12 protein-coding genes are annotated in these 18849 nt (G+C 30.1%); 5 read left to right on the plus strand and 7 right to left on the minus strand.

Annotated features, from left to right (window positions below; translation table 11 throughout):
• Window positions 1–5: 5 nt before the first annotated feature.
• From BTO16_RS05400 to BTO16_RS05415, 4 genes are all read right to left on the minus strand, one after another.
• Window positions 6–785 (minus strand): (Fe-S)-binding protein, encoded by a 780-nt coding sequence (locus BTO16_RS05400; protein ID WP_105020612.1) that lies wholly within the window; start codon window positions 783–785, stop codon window positions 6–8.
• 119 nt (window positions 786–904) lie between these two features.
• Entirely contained in the window at window positions 905–2221 is a 1317-nt protein-coding gene (locus tag BTO16_RS05405) for a (Fe-S)-binding protein (protein ID WP_105020613.1), read from the minus strand.
• A 15-nt stretch (window positions 2222–2236) separates the two neighbouring features.
• On the minus strand, window positions 2237–3202 hold the full coding sequence (locus tag BTO16_RS05410) for an MlaD family protein (protein WP_105020614.1): 966 nt from the start codon (window positions 3200–3202) through the stop codon (window positions 2237–2239).
• Window positions 3203–3256: 54 nt separating this feature from the next.
• Window positions 3257–4345 carry an N-acetylmuramoyl-L-alanine amidase family protein gene (locus BTO16_RS05415; RefSeq protein ID WP_317045789.1) on the minus strand — a complete coding sequence of 363 codons (1089 nt, stop codon included), beginning with the start codon at window positions 4343–4345 and terminating at the stop codon, window positions 3257–3259.
• 128 nt (window positions 4346–4473) lie between these two features.
• Here BTO16_RS05415 and BTO16_RS05420 point away from each other — a divergent pair, with 128 nt between their 5' ends.
• Together BTO16_RS05420 and BTO16_RS05425 are read left to right on the plus strand one after the other, a co-directional pair.
• On the plus strand, window positions 4474–7155 hold the full coding sequence (locus tag BTO16_RS05420; protein ID WP_211298200.1) for a putative LPS assembly protein LptD: 2682 nt from the start codon (window positions 4474–4476) through the stop codon (window positions 7153–7155).
• A 198-nt stretch (window positions 7156–7353) separates the two neighbouring features.
• Complete coding sequence (locus BTO16_RS05425; RefSeq protein ID WP_105020616.1) at window positions 7354–7734, plus strand: Rid family detoxifying hydrolase; 381 nt, start codon at window positions 7354–7356, stop codon at window positions 7732–7734.
• Between the two features lie 210 nt (window positions 7735–7944).
• Here the strand turns inward: BTO16_RS05425 and gap are convergent, their stop codons facing one another.
• The 3 genes from gap to BTO16_RS05440 all read right to left on the minus strand — a co-directional run bounded on the left by gap (window position 7945) and on the right by BTO16_RS05440 (window position 14506).
• Window positions 7945–8946 carry a type I glyceraldehyde-3-phosphate dehydrogenase gene (gene gap / locus BTO16_RS05430; RefSeq protein WP_105020617.1) on the minus strand — a complete coding sequence of 334 codons (1002 nt, stop codon included), beginning with the start codon at window positions 8944–8946 and terminating at the stop codon, window positions 7945–7947.
• 20 nt (window positions 8947–8966) lie between these two features.
• Window positions 8967–9950: a 6-phosphofructokinase gene (pfkA, locus tag BTO16_RS05435; protein ID WP_105020618.1), complete on the minus strand. Its 984-nt coding sequence runs from the start codon at window positions 9948–9950 to the stop codon at window positions 8967–8969.
• Window positions 9951–10120: 170 nt separating this feature from the next.
• Complete coding sequence (locus BTO16_RS05440) at window positions 10121–14506, minus strand: translocation/assembly module TamB domain-containing protein (RefSeq protein ID WP_245891986.1); 4386 nt, start codon at window positions 14504–14506, stop codon at window positions 10121–10123.
• Between the two features lie 236 nt (window positions 14507–14742).
• Between BTO16_RS05440 and tsaD the strand changes: the two genes are divergently transcribed.
• The 3 genes from tsaD to BTO16_RS05455 all read left to right on the plus strand — a co-directional run bounded on the left by tsaD (window position 14743) and on the right by BTO16_RS05455 (window position 18733).
• Window positions 14743–15768: a tRNA (adenosine(37)-N6)-threonylcarbamoyltransferase complex transferase subunit TsaD gene (tsaD, locus tag BTO16_RS05445; protein ID WP_105020620.1), complete on the plus strand. Its 1026-nt coding sequence runs from the start codon at window positions 14743–14745 to the stop codon at window positions 15766–15768.
• A gap of 43 nt (window positions 15769–15811) precedes the next feature.
• Window positions 15812–17671 (plus strand): LTA synthase family protein, encoded by a 1860-nt coding sequence (locus BTO16_RS05450; RefSeq protein ID WP_211298201.1) that lies wholly within the window; start codon window positions 15812–15814, stop codon window positions 17669–17671.
• A 192-nt stretch (window positions 17672–17863) separates the two neighbouring features.
• The gene (locus tag BTO16_RS05455; protein WP_170064412.1) at window positions 17864–18733 is read left to right on the plus strand and encodes an alpha/beta hydrolase; all 870 of its coding nucleotides are present in this window, start codon (window positions 17864–17866) and stop codon (window positions 18731–18733) included.
• Window positions 18734–18849: the final 116 nt, after the last annotated feature.

The raw sequence follows: 18849 nt of genomic DNA on the forward strand, positions 1-18849 counted from the left end.
TATTTTTATAAATTATTAGCTTCTGCAATTAATTCAGCGATATCTTTTACAACTACTTCAGCTTCTTTTTCTTTAAACTTGATACCATCCGTCATCATTGTATTACAATAAGGACAACCTGTTGCTATAATTTGCGGACTTGTCTCTAAAGCATCTTCTGTTCTTAAAATATTAATTTCTTTATCTCCTTTTTCTGCATCTTTAAACATTTGTGCGCCGCCTGCTCCACAACATAAAGCTGTAGATTTATTGCGTTTCATTTCTGTTAAATTAACACCTAATCTTTTAATTAAATCTCTAGGAGATTCATATACTTCATTTGCTCTACCTAAGTAACAAGGATCATGAAAAGTAACTCTTTTACCTTTTAAAGTAGTGTCATTAATTGTTAAACGACCTTCTTTAATTAAGTTTTGTATAAATTGTGTATGATGATATACTTCATATTTTCCTCCTAAAGAAGGATATTCATTTTTTAAAGTATTAAAAGAATGAGGATCGCAAGTAACAATTTTCTTAACTTCATAACCGTTTAAAACTTCAATATTCATCATGGCTTGCATTTGAAACAAGAACTCATTTCCTGCTCTTTTTGCGGCATCACCTGTAGATGATTCTTCGGTTCCTAAAACTGCAAAATCAACATTTGCTTGATGTAATATTTTAACGAAAGCTCTAGATATTTTTTTTGCTCTATCGTCATAACTTCCTGCTGCCCCAACCCAAAACAACACTTCTGGTTGCTTGCCTTGAGCCATCATATCTGCCATTGTTGGTACGTTCATATTTTTGATAATTATTTAGTGTAATTATTGTTCGTTTTTTTAATTTTAAAACAGTTTAATTTAAAATATTTAGCTGTGTGCTTTACTGCTAAAGACAACTATATAAATAAAACTAAACTTTATTCTTCGTTTGCCCAGTTCAATCTATCCTGTTGATTGTATTGCCAAGGCGCACCGTTATTTTCGATGTTTGTCATCATCATATTTAATTCTTGAGGCGCAGCACTTTCTTCCATCACTAAATACCTTCTCATATCCATAATTATTGATAATGGATCGATATTAACAGGGCATTCTTCTACACAAGCGTTGCAACTTGTACAAGCCCACAATTCTTCTGGCGTAATATAATCGTTTAGTAATTGCTTTCCATCATCCACAAAAACACCTTTGTTAGCGTCTATATTTCTACCAACTTCTTCTAATCGATCACGAGTATCCATCATTATTTTTCTTGGCGATAATTCTTTACCTGTTAAATTTGCAGGACAAGCGGATGTACATCTACCACATTCTGTACAGGTATATGCATTTAATAATTGTACCCAACTAAGATCTGCAACATCCGAAGCACCAAATTTTTCTGGTACAGTTTCTTCTGCTCCTTCTTCTGGAGATGCATAAGGATCTGCATCTGGATCCATCATTAATTTAACTTCGTTCGTAACCGATTCTAAATTTGTAAATTGACCTTTCGGATTTAAATTTGCGAAGTATGTATTTGGGAAAGCAAGTAAAATGTGCAAATGCTTTGAATAATATAAATAGTTTAAGAAAACTAAAATTCCTAAAATATGAATCCACCAGCTTGTTCTTTCAATTGTATGAACTGCTTCTGGCGAAAACCCATCAAATAAAGGTGCAATAAACTGACTAATTATATTACCAGACCCAGCTTCTTGAAAAGCAGGATCTGTTGCGTTCATAACTAAAAATAAGGTCATTAAAACCATTTCGAAATAAAGGATAATATTACCATCATTTTTAGGCCAACCTTTCATTTCTTTACTTAAAAAACGTTTTATATTTGACACATTTCTTCGCAACCAAAAGATAATAACAGCAGCAAAAACTAATGCTGCTAAAATTTCGAAAGTACCAATTAAAAAACCATAGATACCTAAGCCCAAAAAGTCCAGAAAAATTCTATGAGTTCCAAGTAAACCGTCAATAATTATTTCTAAAACTTCGATGTTTATAATAACGAAACCAACATATACAATAATGTGTAAAAAACCAGAAAGCGGTCTTCTTACCATTTTAGATTGCCCAAGCGCAATCTTCATCATATTTTTTAAACGTTCAGGCTTTTTATCTGTTCTGTTTACATCTTTTCCTAAGTTGATATTTCTAGATATTTTGCGAATATTCATCACAAAAAAACCAATCCCAGCAATTAATGCCAGTGCAAAAATTAGATTTGGTACGTATTGCATAATTTATTATATGTGTTATTGTGTTGTTTTGTTAACCTTATTATTTTCTTCATTAAATGGTTTTGCGCGTTTACCAAATAAAGAAAAGTGTACAAACCTTTTAGGGTTTAACTTCATTTCTTGCAATAATTCCTCGAGCTCTTTAGACATCGTTGCTAGATTATTATATAAAGTTTCATCATTAACCAATTTACCAAAAGTTCCTTTACCTTGATCCATTCCTTCTAATAAAGAATTAACAGAAGATAAGGTAATTTCTGCTTTTCTCATAATCTCGCCAATATTAGAGTTCGCTATGGTATCTGTTACTTTAGATAAATTTGCAGTAATTTTTTTTGTATTCTTTATAGATTCTTTAAAATCTTTAGCACTTCCATCCATCAAAGAATTTACAGAACCTAAAGTTGTTCTAAAATCTACCATTGTAAGTTCTAATTCATGAACAGATCTTCTAAGACTCTCAGAAGTTTTTTGGTCTAAAACATGGTTTACCCTTTGAAAAAGGGTATCTGCACCAACTAGTACTCTTTCTAGTTTAGCTTGTATAGGATCTAATCGCTCACCAATTGATGTAAATAAACTAGACTCTATTTCTCCTTTTAAAAAATCTCCAGAAACTGCATTTGCACCTTCATAACTTGGTATTATGGCTAAATTTGAGCCAGATAATGGGTTTGGTGAATAAATTTTAACAACGCTATTTTTAGAGAATTTAAAGTCGTTATTCATAGAGAATTTAACTATTAATTGACCCATTTTTTCTGGACTTTCATTAAAATCGATATCATCAACTTTACCTACTTTTAATCCGTTTATAGTAACCAAACTCGCTTTTGTTAAACCTGCTATGTTTGGGTATTCTACTTGATAAAATCTACTATTTGGCTGAAATAAATTTTGCCCTTTAAGAAAATTAAAACCCCAAATAAATGCGACTATAATTACTATTAGTACAATACCTGTTTTTAATTCTTTACTCATGAATAAAAATTTAATAACAAAATTACTGATAATTTTTGGTTGAAGCTACCAAAACTAGTCCATTTTATTAGCTTCTGTTACCGATATTTTTTCTCCATTTTTAAATGCCACGATAAAAGCCGACGTATATCCTTTTTGTTTTGCTTCTTTTAACGATTCTAAAACGTCTCTATATTTAGTGCTAATACCATAATAATACTTGTAAAAACGCCCAACTTCAATTCTTTGAACATCTCTTAATCCTTTAAAATTATACGCTTCTGTAGAAATTAAACTTTTACCAGATGCAATTTGAACTTTATATTCAATACCAACATTGTTTTCAATAGTAGCTTTTACTTCTTTAGAAATTGTTCTTGTTCCGTTTGATGCTTTTACTGTATTTAACTTTAAATGATCAATAAAACTTTCTATGGCTGCTGCAATTGAACTACCCATTTGATGCTGCCCTGAATAAGAATCTAAAAAAGCACCTTCATTTCTATTGGTTAAAAAACCTAACTCAATTAAAACACTAGGCATTATAGTTTCTCTTAAAACTTGAAAATTATCTTGTTTTACTTTTCTATCTAATCTTTTTAGATCATTTGTAAAGTTATTTTGAATAATACTAGCTATTTCTAAACTCTTATCTAAATTTTCTTCTTGCAAAAGAGATAAACCAATCACAGATTCGGCTGAATTTGGATCAAAACCTACATATTTTTCTCTGTAGTTGTCTTCTAGAAGAATAACAGCGTTCTCTCTTTTAGCAATTTCTAAGTTTTTTTTATTTCCTCTTAAACCTAAAACAAAAGTTCCTGCACCATACGCATTAGAGGTATGAGAATCGCAATGAATTGACACAAATAAATCTGCTTTTGCCGTGTTAGCAATATCGCCTCTTTTCCAAAGATCTATAAAAATATCTTCATTTCTGGTATAAATAACGTTAATGTCGCTATGCTTTTCTAAGTTTTTACCAACAATTTGCACTACTTTTAATGCAATATCTTTTTCCTTAAACCCGTTTCCTAAATTTCCAGGGTCTTTACCGCCATGGCCTGCATCTAATACAACTGTATAGCTTTTTTGCGCAAAAACTACCGTTGATGGTGCACCTAAAATTGTACTAAAAATTAATATATAAAACAGCTTTTTCAATTTGATAATAAATTTGTGGATTTGTAGAAAATTCATCGATAAAATTTAACTAATTTTGGCAACATTAATTTGGTGTTCCAATTATTGAGCCATACTTTTACTTTCATACAAAAATAGTATTTAAAGCGTTGCAAACAAACCTATCATTCATTCTTTTATTTTGCTGCCTCTTTTTTATAAAGACAAGTGTTGCGCAAGATATTAAGTCTACTAAAAAAGTAGAAATTCCTTTTGTAAAAAAGGATACAATACTATCTACTAAAAAAGATTCTTTATTAAATATTAAAAGTGATAGTTTGCTCTTAAAAACTAAAGATACAATTTCTGTTGATTCTTTAAAACCTAGAGAAACTCTAGAAGATGTTATAATTCACATAGCCAAAGATTATACAATACAAAACGCTAAAGATAAAACAGTAACGCTCTATAATGAAGCTAATATAACCTATACAGATATTGATTTAAAAGCAGGAATTATAGTTATCGATTACAAAAAAAACTCGCTTTTTGCTAAAGGAATAAAAGACAGCACAGGATACGTTCAAAAACCTGTTTTTAAACAAGGTAATCAAGAATCAGAACAAGATTCTATGCTTTATAATTTTAAAAGTAAACGCGCCTTAATATATGGCTTAAAAACCAAACAAGGCGAAATGTTTACTTATGGCGAAAAAACAAAACGTGTAAATGATTCTACGGTATACATCAGAAAAATAAGATTTACAACTTCGGATAAAAAAATACCTGATTATTATATTTCTACGGATAAAGCAAAATTAGTTCCTGGAAAAAAAATTATCGTAGGCGTAAGTAATTTGGTTATTGCTGATGTGCCAACACCCTTATTTTTACCTTTTGCCTATTTCCCGATGACAGAAACAAGTGTCTCTGGGTTCTTAATTCCGGCTTTTGATACAGGAAGTAGTAATAGAGGAATTGGTTTTCAAAATGGCGGATATTATTTTGCTATGAGCGACTATGCAGATTTAACCGTTTTAGGTGATGTGTATTCCAACGGAAGTTGGGGAACACGAATTTCATCAAACTATAGAAAACGATACAGATTTAGTGGCCTCTTTAGTTTTAATTTTGAAAATATCATAAACGGAATTAGAGGTTTTGATGATTATAGCAAAGCCAATAATTTTAATGTTAGATGGTCTCACAACCAAGACGCAAAAGCAAGTCCAAATTCAAGATTTACCGCTTCTGTAAACTTAGGAAGTAGTCGTTTTTTTAGAGAATCTTTAAATCAATTTAATGTTTCTCAAACACAAAACAATACCCTTAACTCATCCGTAAATTACAGTAAAACTTTTGTGGACACTCCGTTTAACATGGCAGTAACTGCATCTCATCAACAAAATACAAATACAGAAACTATTTCGATGACGCTGCCTTCTTTAACCTTAAATATGGATAGAATTTATCCTTTTGCGGGTAAAGGAGGCGTTAAAAATAACCCAATACAGAAATTAGGATTTAACTACAACATGCTTGGTCAATATCTAATTAATACCACAGATGCTGATTTTTTTACAAGTAAAATGTTTGAAACAGCAAGATCTGGTGTTCAGCACAAAACGGGTACAAATACAAATATTAAAGCATTTAAGTATTTTACGTTATCGCCTAGTGCAAATTATGAAGAAACTTGGCAGTTTGATTACATTAATAAAGAATACGATATTACAGATAACGTTGTTGTTACAGACACGTTAAGAGGCTTTAAAACCTATAGAGAATATAATATGGGTGTAGGTTTATCTACCAATATTTACGGAACGTTCAACTTTAAAAAAGGAAGATTAAAAGCCATAAGACATACTTTTAGACCAACGGTCTCTTATTCTTATAGACCAGATTTTAAAGACAAATACATTCAAGAAGTACAACAAAGTGCACTCGCAACAGATTTGCAACAATATACCGTTTTTGATCAAGGAATATATGGCGGGCCATCGTCTGGATTAAGCAATTCTATTGGTATTTCGTTAAACAATGTTTTAGAAGCAAAAATGGCGCCTAAAGATCCTGATAGTGATGAAGAGGATGAAAAAATTACACTTTTAAATAACTTAAATTTTAGCTCATCATACAACATAGCGGCAGATAGTTTGCGCTGGTCTTCTGTTAGCTTTTCTGCAGGAACACGTTTATTTAAAGATAAACTAGCCTTAAACTTTAATGGTTCTTTAGATCCATATCAAGTAAATGATCAAGGTAGAAATATTAATAAATTTAATCCTAATATTTTTAGACTACAAAACGCAAATCTAACGGCAAACTATTCTATTTCAAGTGCAGATTTTGATAAAAGTAAAAAGGATAATCAGAATGATAATAAAAACGGAAATGGTGCTAATAATCCTGTTGATACTATGGGAGCCAATATTGATCCTACTAACAATCAAGGAAGAAGAGAAAATAACGATAAAAATAAAACTACAAAAACCGAATTGTATCAATCAAAAATTCCTTGGACTTTAAATTTAGTGTATTCTGCAAATTATAGTAATAACGGCGTTTTGCCAGGAAGTGTTGGCGTGCATACATTAGGTTTTAGTGGTAATTTAGAATTATCTCCAAAATGGAAAGTTGGGTATTCTTCTGGTTATGATGTTAAAAATGGAGCGTTCTCCTTTTCACGGTTTAACTTTTCTAGAGATTTAGATAGCTGGCAATTCAATTTTAATTGGGTTCCTTTCGGTTCGATTTCTTCTTATACTTTCTTTATTGGTGTAAAATCCTCTACTTTATCAGATTTAAAATGGGATAAAAACAAACCACCAGATAGAAGGCTTTTTTAATTGTTAGCTGTTAGTGATAATAATAATTCATGAACTTTATAACTTCCATTTATCAAAATTAAATAAATTTGTCATTTGAGCTTTAATTAACTTCTAGATAAAACTTCGACAAAAAATTGAAATCACTCAAAGCGACAGATTTAAACAAAATCTCAACTTTGAACCTTTGAACATTTAAACCTTTGAAACATAAATATAATGAAAAAAATAATCACAACCACAAAAGCACCTGCTCCAATCGGACCTTATAATCAAGCAATTTTAAGCGGAAATACTTTATACACTTCTGGCCAAATTGCAATAAACCCAGAAACTGGTTCGCTTGTTTTAGATACTATACAAGCAGAAACTACGCAAGTAATGAATAATATGAAAGAGGTTTTAGCTGCTGCTGAAATGACTTTCGAAAACGTTATAAAAACATCCATTTTTATTTCTGATATGAATCAGTTTGCAGAAATTAATAAAGTATATGGTAGCTATTTTAATGAAGAAACTGCACCCGCAAGAGAAACTGTAGAAGTAGCAAATCTTCCAAAATTTGTGAATGTAGAAATTAGTATGATTGCTGTGAAATAAGCAGTAAGCAGTAAGCAGTAAGCAGTAAGCAGTAAGCAGTAAGCAGTAAGCAGTAAGCAAAAAATAAAAAATTGTGCAATAATAAAAAAATCTAATACTTTTTTTTTCTTATTTTTTTTAAGCTCTATTTTCTTATGTCTCTTTTAAAATAAAAAACCTGATAGAAAATAATTCTATCAGGTTTTTAATTTTATATGGAATATACTTTTACTATAAAGTAGCAGCATATTCAATTAAATCAACAATTTTTGTTGAGTATCCCATTTCATTATCATACCAAGAAACAACTTTTACAAAGTTATCGTTTAATGCAATACCTGCATTAGCATCAAAGATAGAAGTACGAGTATCACCAACAAAATCTTGAGAAACTACTAAATCTTCAGTATATCCTAAAACACCTTTCATCGGTCCGCTTTCTGATGCTGCTTTCATTGCTGCACAAATTTGTGCATATGTTGCTGGCTTTTCTAATCTAACTGTTAAATCTACTACAGAAACATCCATTGTAGGAACTCTAAAAGCCATACCCGTTAATTTACCATTCATTGCAGGTATTACTTTTCCTACAGCTTTTGCAGCTCCGGTAGAAGAAGGAATAACATTATGAATTGCAGAACGACCACCTCTCCAGTCTTTCATAGAAGGACCATCAACCGTTTTTTGAGTTGCAGTTGCAGCATGAACAGTAGTCATTAAACCTTCAACAATACCAAAATTATCATTCAGTACTTTTGTAATTGGCGCTAAACAGTTTGTTGTACAAGATGCATTAGAAAAAATCTTTTGGTCTGCTTTTAATTCTGTATTGTTTACACCCATTACAAACATTGGTGTATCGTCTTTAGAAGGTGCAGATAAAACTACTTTTTTAGCACCAGCTAATAAATGTTTTCCAGCAGTTTCTTCTGTTAAGAAAAATCCAGTAGATTCAATCACATAATCTGCTCCAACTTCATCCCACTTTAAATTAGCTGGGTCTCTTTCTGCTGTAATTCTAATTGTATTTCCATTTACAATTAATTTGCCGTCTTTTACTTCTACAGTTCCGTCAAATGCTCCGTGAACTGAATCGTACTTTAACATATACGCTAAATAATCTACGTCTAATAAATCATTGATTGCTACTACTTGTACGTTTTTTCTATTTACTGTAGATCTAAATGCTAATCTTCCAATTCTACCAAAACCGTTTATTCCTATTTTTATCATTGTATTTAATTTTAATTTTTTTATGTAGACATTATGTCTGCAACTCTAATTAACTCTTTATTTATTTTTGATTGTCCTTTTATTGCTTTTTCTAACGGAGTTACCGTAATTTTATCATTCATTAAACCTACCATTAAATTAGATTTACCGTTTAATAAACTTTCTACAGCTTTTACACCCATTCTACTTGCAAGAACCCTATCAAAACAAGATGGCGAACCACCTCTTTGCATATGACCAAGAACAGAAACTCGAACATCATATTCTGGTAAATGCTCATTTACATAGTCTTTTAATTCAAAAACATTTTTACCTGTTTTATCGCCTTCTGCAACAATTACAATACTAGAAGATTTACCAGATTCTTTACTTTTCTTTAATGATTCTAACAATCGCTCTAACCCTAAATCTTCTTCAGGAATTAGAATTTCTTCTGCTCCTGCTCCAACACCAACATTTAAAGCAATATGACCAACATCTCTACCCATTACTTCAATAAAAAATAATCTATTGTGAGAAGATGCTGTATCTCTAATTTTATCAATAACTTCTACTGCATTATTTAAAGCAGTATCATAGCCTAAAGTGTGCGATGTTCCTGCAATATCATTATCTATCGTTCCTGGAATTCCCATAACAGGGAAACCAAATTCTTGATTAAAGACCAAAGCACCAGTAAAACTACCATCACCACCAATAACTACCAAAGCATCTATATTTGCCTTTTTTAATTGATTGTAAGCTTCTTGTCTTCCTTCTGCAGTTCTAAAACCTTTTGATCTTGCAGACTTTAAAAAAGTACCTCCTTTATTGATAATTCCTTTAACACTACGCGCATTTAGTTCAATAAAATCACCTTCTATCATGCCTTCATAACCGCGGTAAATACCTGCACATTCTATTTCATAATAGGCACAAGTTCTTACCACTGCTCTTATTGCAGCGTTCATTCCTGGAGAATCGCCTCCAGAAGTCATTACTCCTATTTTCTTGATTTTTTCCATACTTCTTTAAACAAAATTACTGCTTTTTAATGATTTAAAATAAAAAAATTACGAAATCGTTTTAGTCTTAAAGCCTTATTTTAAAAGGAAAATTGAGTTATTTACTTGAAAACAGTATCGCTTTTTACCTCAATCGTTTAATAATCAATAAACTTTAAAATTCTTTAAAATTAATTTCCTTCAAAATTAATTAGCTCATTTTTTTTGACTTTTAAAGTGTCATTTTTAATCGCTTCTTTATTTTTATTTATCGCCTTACTTTTAAAAAGTGCTTTTTTAAATAAGTCTGATAATTTATTGAAGTTTACTTGATAAGACAAACCTACACCTTGCGTGTACCCTTCTTCTTCTGTAGAATATTGTATTTCATTTTGGCGGTTAAAAATAGTGCCTCTAAAATTACCTTGTTTATTTAATAAAACTTCAACTTTTACTTCTCCAATAACACTCGCTTGCGTTTGTGTGCCAACAGGAACACCAACTTTACCATTAATAATTACACGGTCACTTACCTGTGTACTAACAGATAAATCTACTTGGTTATCAATATTTAATCGGTCTATATCGTTTCCTCTTTCACCTTGCTGATAATCAAAACCTAATTGAAACTTACTTTCTGGGCTATTTAATAGACTAGAAAAAGCTGATGAAATAGCACTAGAAGCAGTACTTGTAAGCGTATTGTTTACATCAAAACTTACTTTATCTGGGTTTCTAAAAGTTCCGAATGCTAACAGAGAAATAAATTGTGTTGTCTTTTCATTTATGTTGTTATCGTTTAAAATAAACTCTAACTCACTTGCTATTGTTGGGTCTACATTGGTTAATTGAATATCTAACTCCTGTTTAGAATTAAATAAACCTCCTGTAATTCTGGTTACTAAATCGATTTGCTCTTTTCTGTTAGAATTAAAGTTTTCTAATAAAACCGCAGGGTTTGCTTTTGCTTTGTAAATAGCAATTACATCTAAATTTGCTTCGTAAGGATTTCCACTCCAAGATACAGTTCCTCCTTTTTGTATTAAAAATGGTTTACTAATAAAGCCTCCATATTTAAAATCATACACACCATTATCAATAGTATAATCTCCAAACATATTAAATTTACCTCTTGTGTTAATTCTTATTTGAAGGTTTCCTGCCCCGCGACCTGTTAATTGGCTGCCATTAACTTCATCTATAACTACCTGCGCTTCGGCATCTTTTGTTACTTCTACGTCAATATTTAAAGACAAGCCCTTAATAGCTTCCTGCGCTAATCTTCTTTGCCTATCCTCAACCCTTATTTCATCAGATTTAAAATGAATTAACTTAAAATTATCTACTGTTTCTATATCTTTTAACGGCACAACAAATTTAGTACCTGCTTTTGTTTTTGCATTAATATCTATTGTTAATTGATCTGTTAAACCAGAAATATTTGCACTTCCATCCATAAAAGCAGTACCGTAATAAACAGCCTCGTCTGTATTTTTTGTGTCTAAAACTAATAAATTATTGGTGTTGATTTCTAAATCTAAAAACCATTTATCAAAATTTTGATGAGAAATACTACCTAACAATTTACCTCTAGTTTTGTATTTTGTATCTAATATTTTAATGTCTTCTAAAATAAATGATTGTTGCAATAATGAAATAGTAGATTCACCTTCAAAATCATAATCTACATTTAAATACGGGAATCCTAAACCTGCTTTTTTAAGATATAAGGTTCCGTCCATATCAGGGTTCCCTAGAAAACCTCTTAGGTTAAAATTACCAGATACACTGCCTCGTAGAGCCGATATTACATCTTGTCCCAACGGGCTAAATGCGTCTAAAACATAATCTTCTAAAAAGACTTCTAAATCTATAATAGGTCTTGAGTTAGAAAAATCTACAGAACCAATGGCTGCAATACTTTTTACTTTTTCGTTGTCTATTGATAAATCTACAGTATATTTTTCATAAGAATTATCTCCTTTAATATTAATTGCTAAATCTCCTTGTTTAAATTTATTAACTTGAAAATCATTTATTATTAGCACTGCTTGAGGGCTATAATCATTTCCTTTTTGCACAAAATCTAAGTTACCAGAAACTCTACCTCGCAATGCTAAACTATCTATGTCTGGCAAAAAACTCTGTAATTTAACTTTGGTAAAATCCGCTTGAAGTCTTTTTTCTGAAGTTCCTTTTAAATCACCACTAAACTCAATTTTTTGTTCTCCAGAAACAAATTCAAATTGACTAAAGTTAAACTCATCATTTTTTAAATCGAAGGTAATTTTATCTGTATTTTTTTCATTCGGGTTAATGTCCCAAGCAGTATTTTTAAAAACAAAGGTCGATTTTTCAAAACCAACTATAGATTTAGTTTCCTTATTTATGGTATAATAAAAATCTAAATTAAAATTCTCATTTTTATTAATTCCACCAATAAATTCTGACTTAAAAAAAAGTGTATCGTTTTGTGTTAAATTTAATAAGTTTAATTTTGAAATATTGTAGTACTTAGTATTTACTTCGGATGCTGTAATATGAGAGTTGTATAAAGGATTTTGATTATCTGTTCTTAATAAAATATCTTTTAACTCATTACCATAAGCATCAATTCTTAAAGACGATAGTGTAAGTTTTAGTAAGTTTTTATCCGACGCTATTTTTCCTTTTATCTTTGTATTATCATCAATAAAAATTTCTGGAAAAAACACATTTACAATTTGATTATATACCGTAAAATTAAAATCTAAAAACTGATTTGGTGTAACTTTATAGGGCTTATAATTGGTGTAAATGCTCCCTAATGCATTTTGTGCAACTTGTGAAACTTCAGAAAAAATAAATTTACCCGTTAAATAGCCATTGGCAATATCTTTAGATTCTAAATCAATTCTTTTAATACTATCTTTTACCGAGGACGAAATTTTAAACTCTTCGAATCGATATTGTTTTTTTTGGTTGGTATAAAAAACATCTTTAAAAATTGCTTGTCCAATAATATCGTCAAAATTATTCCCTTCAATATCTAGTTCTATATTTCCTTTTAATTCTGCAATGCTATCTCTTACAAATAAGTTGGTTTTTTTTAGATTTAAATACGTAATATTTGTTTTAAAATCAAACTTTCTTACTTCAGATGATAAATCTGCCAATCCATTAAAATTCATTTTAAAATTTTCGTCATCAATGCTAATATCACCATCAAATTTATTGTTTTGATATTGCCCATTCGCTACAATATTTTTATAAGGATATCCTTTAAATTTTATTCTAGCAATTTTTCCATTAAAAGCGGTATTTATATTATCTAACTTAAACCCGCTTCCTTTTACCTTACCTTTCAAGGATACTGTTCCAAATAATGGATCATTAAAAAAAGCACCAATATTAAAATCACTTAATTGAATTACACCCTCATAAACCGCATAATCGATATTATCTATATTCGTTATTTGTAAGTCTGAAATTGCAGAACCTATTTCTGATTTAATATCAATCTCTGCCTGCATTTGATCTGGAGTAACCCTAATATATCCTTTTAAATTAAAGGTTCCCAATTTATGAAATTCAGAAGGCAAATTATTCCCTAAAACGTTGGGTAAAATGTTTTTTAAATCTTGATACGTTGCTGATAAAGTCTTTAAATTTCCTTCAAAAACAAAACCTCTTTCTTGACTTACAGCATTTACAAATGACAAATCTCCTTCAATTCTTATACCTTCTTTAGAAGAGAGTTTTAATTTATTTAAATCAAAACTATTAATAGTACCCTCTAAATTGCCTTTAAAGTCGAGAACATCAGTGCCGTTTAATTCGTTATAAAACTTCTTTATGTCTTGAATTGCAATTTTACTTTCGTTAAATTTTGCCTTAATCTTTACTTTATCATTAAAATTTGATAAATCTTCTCTTTTGTATGTAAAGTCAATATCGCCTTTTATATCTGTTTTCTGAGTTTGCAGCGTTGTGTTTATGAAGTGCATTGCAGTTTTGGAATAGGAAAAATCTGTAGTTAAATTAGTTATTTTTAAGCCAAACTCATCAACAAAATACAAACCTCTTATGTTTGCAGAAAAATCTGATCCTACAATAGCCAATTCTTGTAAGTTTCCACCTGCATTTTTAACAGCGTAATTTATAGAATCTTTTTTATTTGCATTAATTAACGTAAAATTTAAATCATTTACATAAAGATTAGCAGTTCTTAAAATAAATGGATTTAAAGAATCTACCGCAGTGCCATCATCAAAAGAAGCAATAAAAATAGACATGTTATCGTTTTCTTCGCCCTTATAAGTTTTCATTATAAAATCTACTCCGTCCAACGAAATGCTTTTAAAATTAAACTCTTTGTCTAAAAATCTTTTTGCATTTAAAATTGATGTACTTACATTTTTTGCAAAAATTAAAGTGTCTTTATGATGATCTCTAATTTGAACTCCATTTAATTGCACACTACCCAAAAAAGAAAAATCGACTCTTTCTATATTTAAATCGATACCAAAGTCTTTATTAAGTTTATTTGTAACGTAACTACCTAATTTTGTTTGAATAGCTGGTATAGAAAGTAGCATACTAATCAACAGCAAAAGGAGCATAAAATACCCTAACCCTTTTACTATTTTATTTCCTACTTTTTTGATGATCTGCCTTTTTAAAGTGATTGTAAACTTTTATGAATAACAACCAAAAATGTTGCCATTTATTACAAAGAACGTTCAAATTTAACAAAGAATTTAATAACTATTCTTAAAAAAATAAGGCATCTTTAAAATTATACTTAATTTTGCAGGAATTTAACTTTCTTTTGATGGATAAACCAGTTTATATTTTAGGAATCGAATCTTCTTGTGATGATACAAGTGCTGCTGTTATTTGTGATGCAAAAGTGCTAAGCAATGTAGTTGCCAACCAAGAAGTGCATTCAAAATATGGCGGAGTTGTGCCAGAATTAGCTTCAAGAGCGCACCAGCAAAACATTGTGCCTGTGGTGCAACAAGCACTTTCACAGGCAAATATAACCAAAGAACAATTATCTGCCATTGCTTTTACAAAAGGACCGGGTTTAATGGGTTCTTTATTAGTAGGTACTTCTTTTGCAAAATCATTGGCTTTGGGTTTACAAATTCCGTTAATTGATGTAAACCATATGCAAGCACACATTTTAGCGCATTTTATTGATGATGAAAAAAGTAAAAAACCAACTTTTCCTTTTATTTGTTTAACTATTAGCGGCGGACACACCCAAATTGTGAAAGTTTCTGATTATTTTAAAATGGAAATTTTAGGCGAAACAATTGATGACGCTGTTGGTGAAGCTTTTGATAAATCTGCAAAAATTTTAGGCTTACCATATCCTGGCGGGCCATTAATTGATAAATATGCGCAATTAGGAAACGAAAAAGCATTTCAATTTACCAAACCAAAAGTAGGCGATTTAGAGTTTAGTTTTAGCGGACTAAAAACCGGAATTTTATACTTTATTCAGAAACAGCAGAGAATTAATCCTAAGTTTATAGAAGAAAATTTAAATGATATTTGTGCCTCTATTCAATATACAATTGCAGAAATATTAATGGACAAATTAAAAAAAGCAGTTAAACTAACCGGAATTAAACAAATTGCAATTGCGGGTGGCGTTTCTGCAAATTCAGAAATTAGAAACCGTTTACAATTAGCAGAAAAACATTTTGGTTGGACTACCTTTGTTCCAAAGTTTGAATATACTACAGACAATGCCGCAATGATTGCTGTTACTGGATACTTAAAATATTTAGACCACACGTATGCAGCTATTTCTGTTTCAGCAAAAGCACGTTTAAAAGTAACAGATTAGACCTCTAAGACGATTAAAAAATATAAACTAGAACTTTAACTACGTGAAAAACTTTAAAAACAGACTTTTATTTAATGTGTATTACTTTCTATTTTGGATTGTTTACTTTGTTTTTGCACGTTTATTTTTTCTTATTTATTATGTTGAAAAAACGAAAGAACTAGATTTTTACACCATTTTAAAAACATTTTTATATGGCATTCAATTAGACATTTCTTTTACTGCATATATTTCTTTTATTCCTTTTTTACTGATGATTTTCTCAACTTTCATCAACCCAAAAATTATTGTAAAAGTTATAAAATGGTACACAATTCCTATTCTATTTTTTATTAGTTTAATGCTAATGATTGACGCAGGTTTGTATCAACCTTGGGGTGTTCGTTTAGATACATCACTTCTACCCTATTTAAACACACCATTACTAATGGTTTCTTCGGCATCAACATATCAGTTTGTTCTAGGTGTTTTAGCTTGGTGGTTAATTGCGTATTTGTTTGTTAAACTTTATAACAAAATTCATCAGAAAAATAATGAAAGACTCAATTTTGGGAGTTGGTTAGAAATTCCTATTTTTCTGTTTATAACAGCAGCTTTAATAATTCCGGTTAGAGGCGGCTTTCAAACAATACCTGTAAATCAAAGCAACGTTTATTTCTCTGATAAAATGTTTGCAAATCATGCAGCTATCAATTTTATCTGGAACTTTTTTAACACGCTTACTTTCGTAACGGATGGTACAAATCCATACACATCTTTTGATGATGAAACAGCCATTAATATCATAAATAAAACTAGAGATAAACTTTTGTATGCTACTATAAAAGATTCAGTTTTAACTACTTCTAGACCTAACGTGATTTTAATTCTTTGGGAAAGTTTGCCTGCAAAAATTGTAGGTTCTTTGGGTGGCGAAGCAAATGTAACACCTAATTTAAACAGACTTTCTAAAGAAGGAATTTTATTTACAAACTTTTACGGTAATGGCGACAGAACAGACAAAGGGATTCCTGCTATTTTAAGCGGTTATTATCCTTTGCCTTTTAAAAGAATTATGCGCATGCCTAATAAAACTAGGAGTTTGCCAATGTTGCCAAAAAAAATGGAAGATTTAGGTTATAAAACTTCCTTTTATTATGGTGGAGATTTAAATTTCGGAAACATGAATACGTATATTCGAAATGCAGGGATTACAGATATTGTAGACGGAAGTGAGTTTGATAAAAAAGACTGGAACTCAAAATGGGGTGCGTATGACGATGTTTTTATGAAACGTTTTGCAAAAGATTTATCAGCAAAACAAAATGAACCTTTTTTTAAAATAGCACTTACTTTAACAAGCCACGAACCCTATGAAATAAAAGGCGAATATGTATTTGGCAACGATACACAAGACAATAAATTTAGAAGTGCACATCATTATACAGACCAAGTAATTGGCGATTTTATTGCGTTTGCCAAACAACAAGATTGGTATAAAAACACCTTAATTGTAATTATGGCAGATCATGGTCATAGTTCTCCAAAGCATCAAGGACTTTATTTTTCTCCTAAAAAATTTAAAATTCCTATGTTATGGTTGGGCGGCGCCATAAATAAAAACATCAAAGAAATTAATACTGTTAGTAGTCAAGTTGATTTCCCTTACACATTGCTCGATTTATTAAAAGCAGACAATACCGATTTTGTTTTTAGTAAACATATTTTTAATAATTCGCCAGAGCAATTTGCACACTATACCTTTAATAAAGGCTTTGGCACACTTACTAAAGATGGACTTTTTTTATATGATTATACAAGTAAAAAAGCACTTTTAGAAACGGGTAAAAACACAAAAAAACTAGATTCTTTAGGAAAAGCGATTACTCAAAATTCGTATGCTGATTTTTTGAAACGAAAATAATTTTGTGAGTTTATCAACTTAAAAACTTTAACATAGCTAGCTATGCTTTTCTTAATTGATTTACAAAGCTTTTTTACTTTAAAAAAAGTCACAAAATAATAGTAGTTTACACAAAATACCTTTGCTAGTTTTTGCTTCTGAAATCAAAAAGTATCGAAGCTTTACATTTGAAAATAATTTAAAATCGACATCTTGAAAGAACAACTTTATACTATAAAAACAGCCGATAATGAAAACATTGCACTTTGGAAACTAAGTTCAAAGATTGATTTGGGTAAGCATATTTTCTTAACGCATGGCGCATTCTCTAACAAAAAAACATTTATAGGAATCGCTTCTTTTTTATGTGATAAAGGATTTACTTGTTGGATAATGGAATGGAGAAACCACGGTGAAAGTTCTAAAAGTGTAAAAAAATTCAATCTAGAAACCGTTGCTAAGTATGATTTAATCTCTACATTTAATTTTCTATTTAACACCATAGGCTTAAAAAATATTGATTGTTTAACTCATAGTGGTGGTGGTATTACATTAACTATGTTTCTAATTCATAACCCAACCTATAAATCTAAAATAAACAGTATTACGCTGTTTGCTGTGCAAGCTTTTGGAGCGGGCACTGATGTTAAAAGCAAAATAAAAATTTTAATGGGAAAATATATTTCAGCTTTAATAGGAAAAGTTCCTGCAAAAAGAGCTGGTTCTATTGAAGATAGTGAAAATTATTACACACTAAAACAATGGTTTGATTGGAACTTGAATCAAAATTTTGTTGGAGAAAATAATTTTGATTATCTAGAAAAAATGCAAACAATTAAAATACCAATACTATCAATATGTGCAAAAGGAGATGATTTTGTTGCACCTAGAAAAGGTTGTGAAGATTTTCTTAACGCTTTTAATAATACTGAAAACAAATTATATTTTTGCTCAAAAGAGAACGGCAATTTAGAAGATTACAATCACAGTAGAATAATACTTTCAAGAAATTCGCAAAAAGAATTGTATCCACTAGTTTTAGATTGGATACATGAAAAAAGCAATGTTAATAAGGTTTATTAGCTATTCTAAAAGATTACAAACTAAAGAAATAATTTAAATAGTATTCCTGCTTTTTTACTAAAGTACATTAGGTTGTTTAAACAGAATTAAAAAAAGATTTATAAAAAAATTCCCAA

It is taken from the genome of Polaribacter glomeratus (assembly GCF_002954665.1).
GTDB lineage: Bacteria > Bacteroidota > Bacteroidia > Flavobacteriales > Flavobacteriaceae > Polaribacter > Polaribacter glomeratus.

Excerpts from the sequence above, each read along its gene's own strand:
- BTO16_RS05400 (WP_105020612.1), bottom strand. The coding sequence starts at position 785 with ATGAACGTACCAACAATGGCAGATATGATGGCTCAAGGCAAGCAACCA.
- BTO16_RS05405 (WP_105020613.1), bottom strand. The coding sequence starts at position 2,221 with ATGCAATACGTACCAAATCTAATTTTTGCACTGGCATTAATTGCTGGG.
- BTO16_RS05410 (WP_105020614.1), bottom strand. The coding sequence starts at position 3,202 with ATGAGTAAAGAATTAAAAACAGGTATTGTACTAATAGTAATTATAGTC.
- BTO16_RS05425 (WP_105020616.1), top strand. The coding sequence starts at position 7,354 with ATGAAAAAAATAATCACAACCACAAAAGCACCTGCTCCAATCGGACCT.
- gap (WP_105020617.1), bottom strand. The coding sequence starts at position 8,946 with ATGATAAAAATAGGAATAAACGGTTTTGGTAGAATTGGAAGATTAGCA.
- pfkA (WP_105020618.1), bottom strand. The coding sequence starts at position 9,950 with ATGGAAAAAATCAAGAAAATAGGAGTAATGACTTCTGGAGGCGATTCT.
- BTO16_RS05440 (WP_245891986.1), bottom strand. The coding sequence starts at position 14,506 with ATGCTACTTTCTATACCAGCTATTCAAACAAAATTAGGTAGTTACGTT.
- tsaD (WP_105020620.1), top strand. The coding sequence starts at position 14,743 with ATGGATAAACCAGTTTATATTTTAGGAATCGAATCTTCTTGTGATGAT.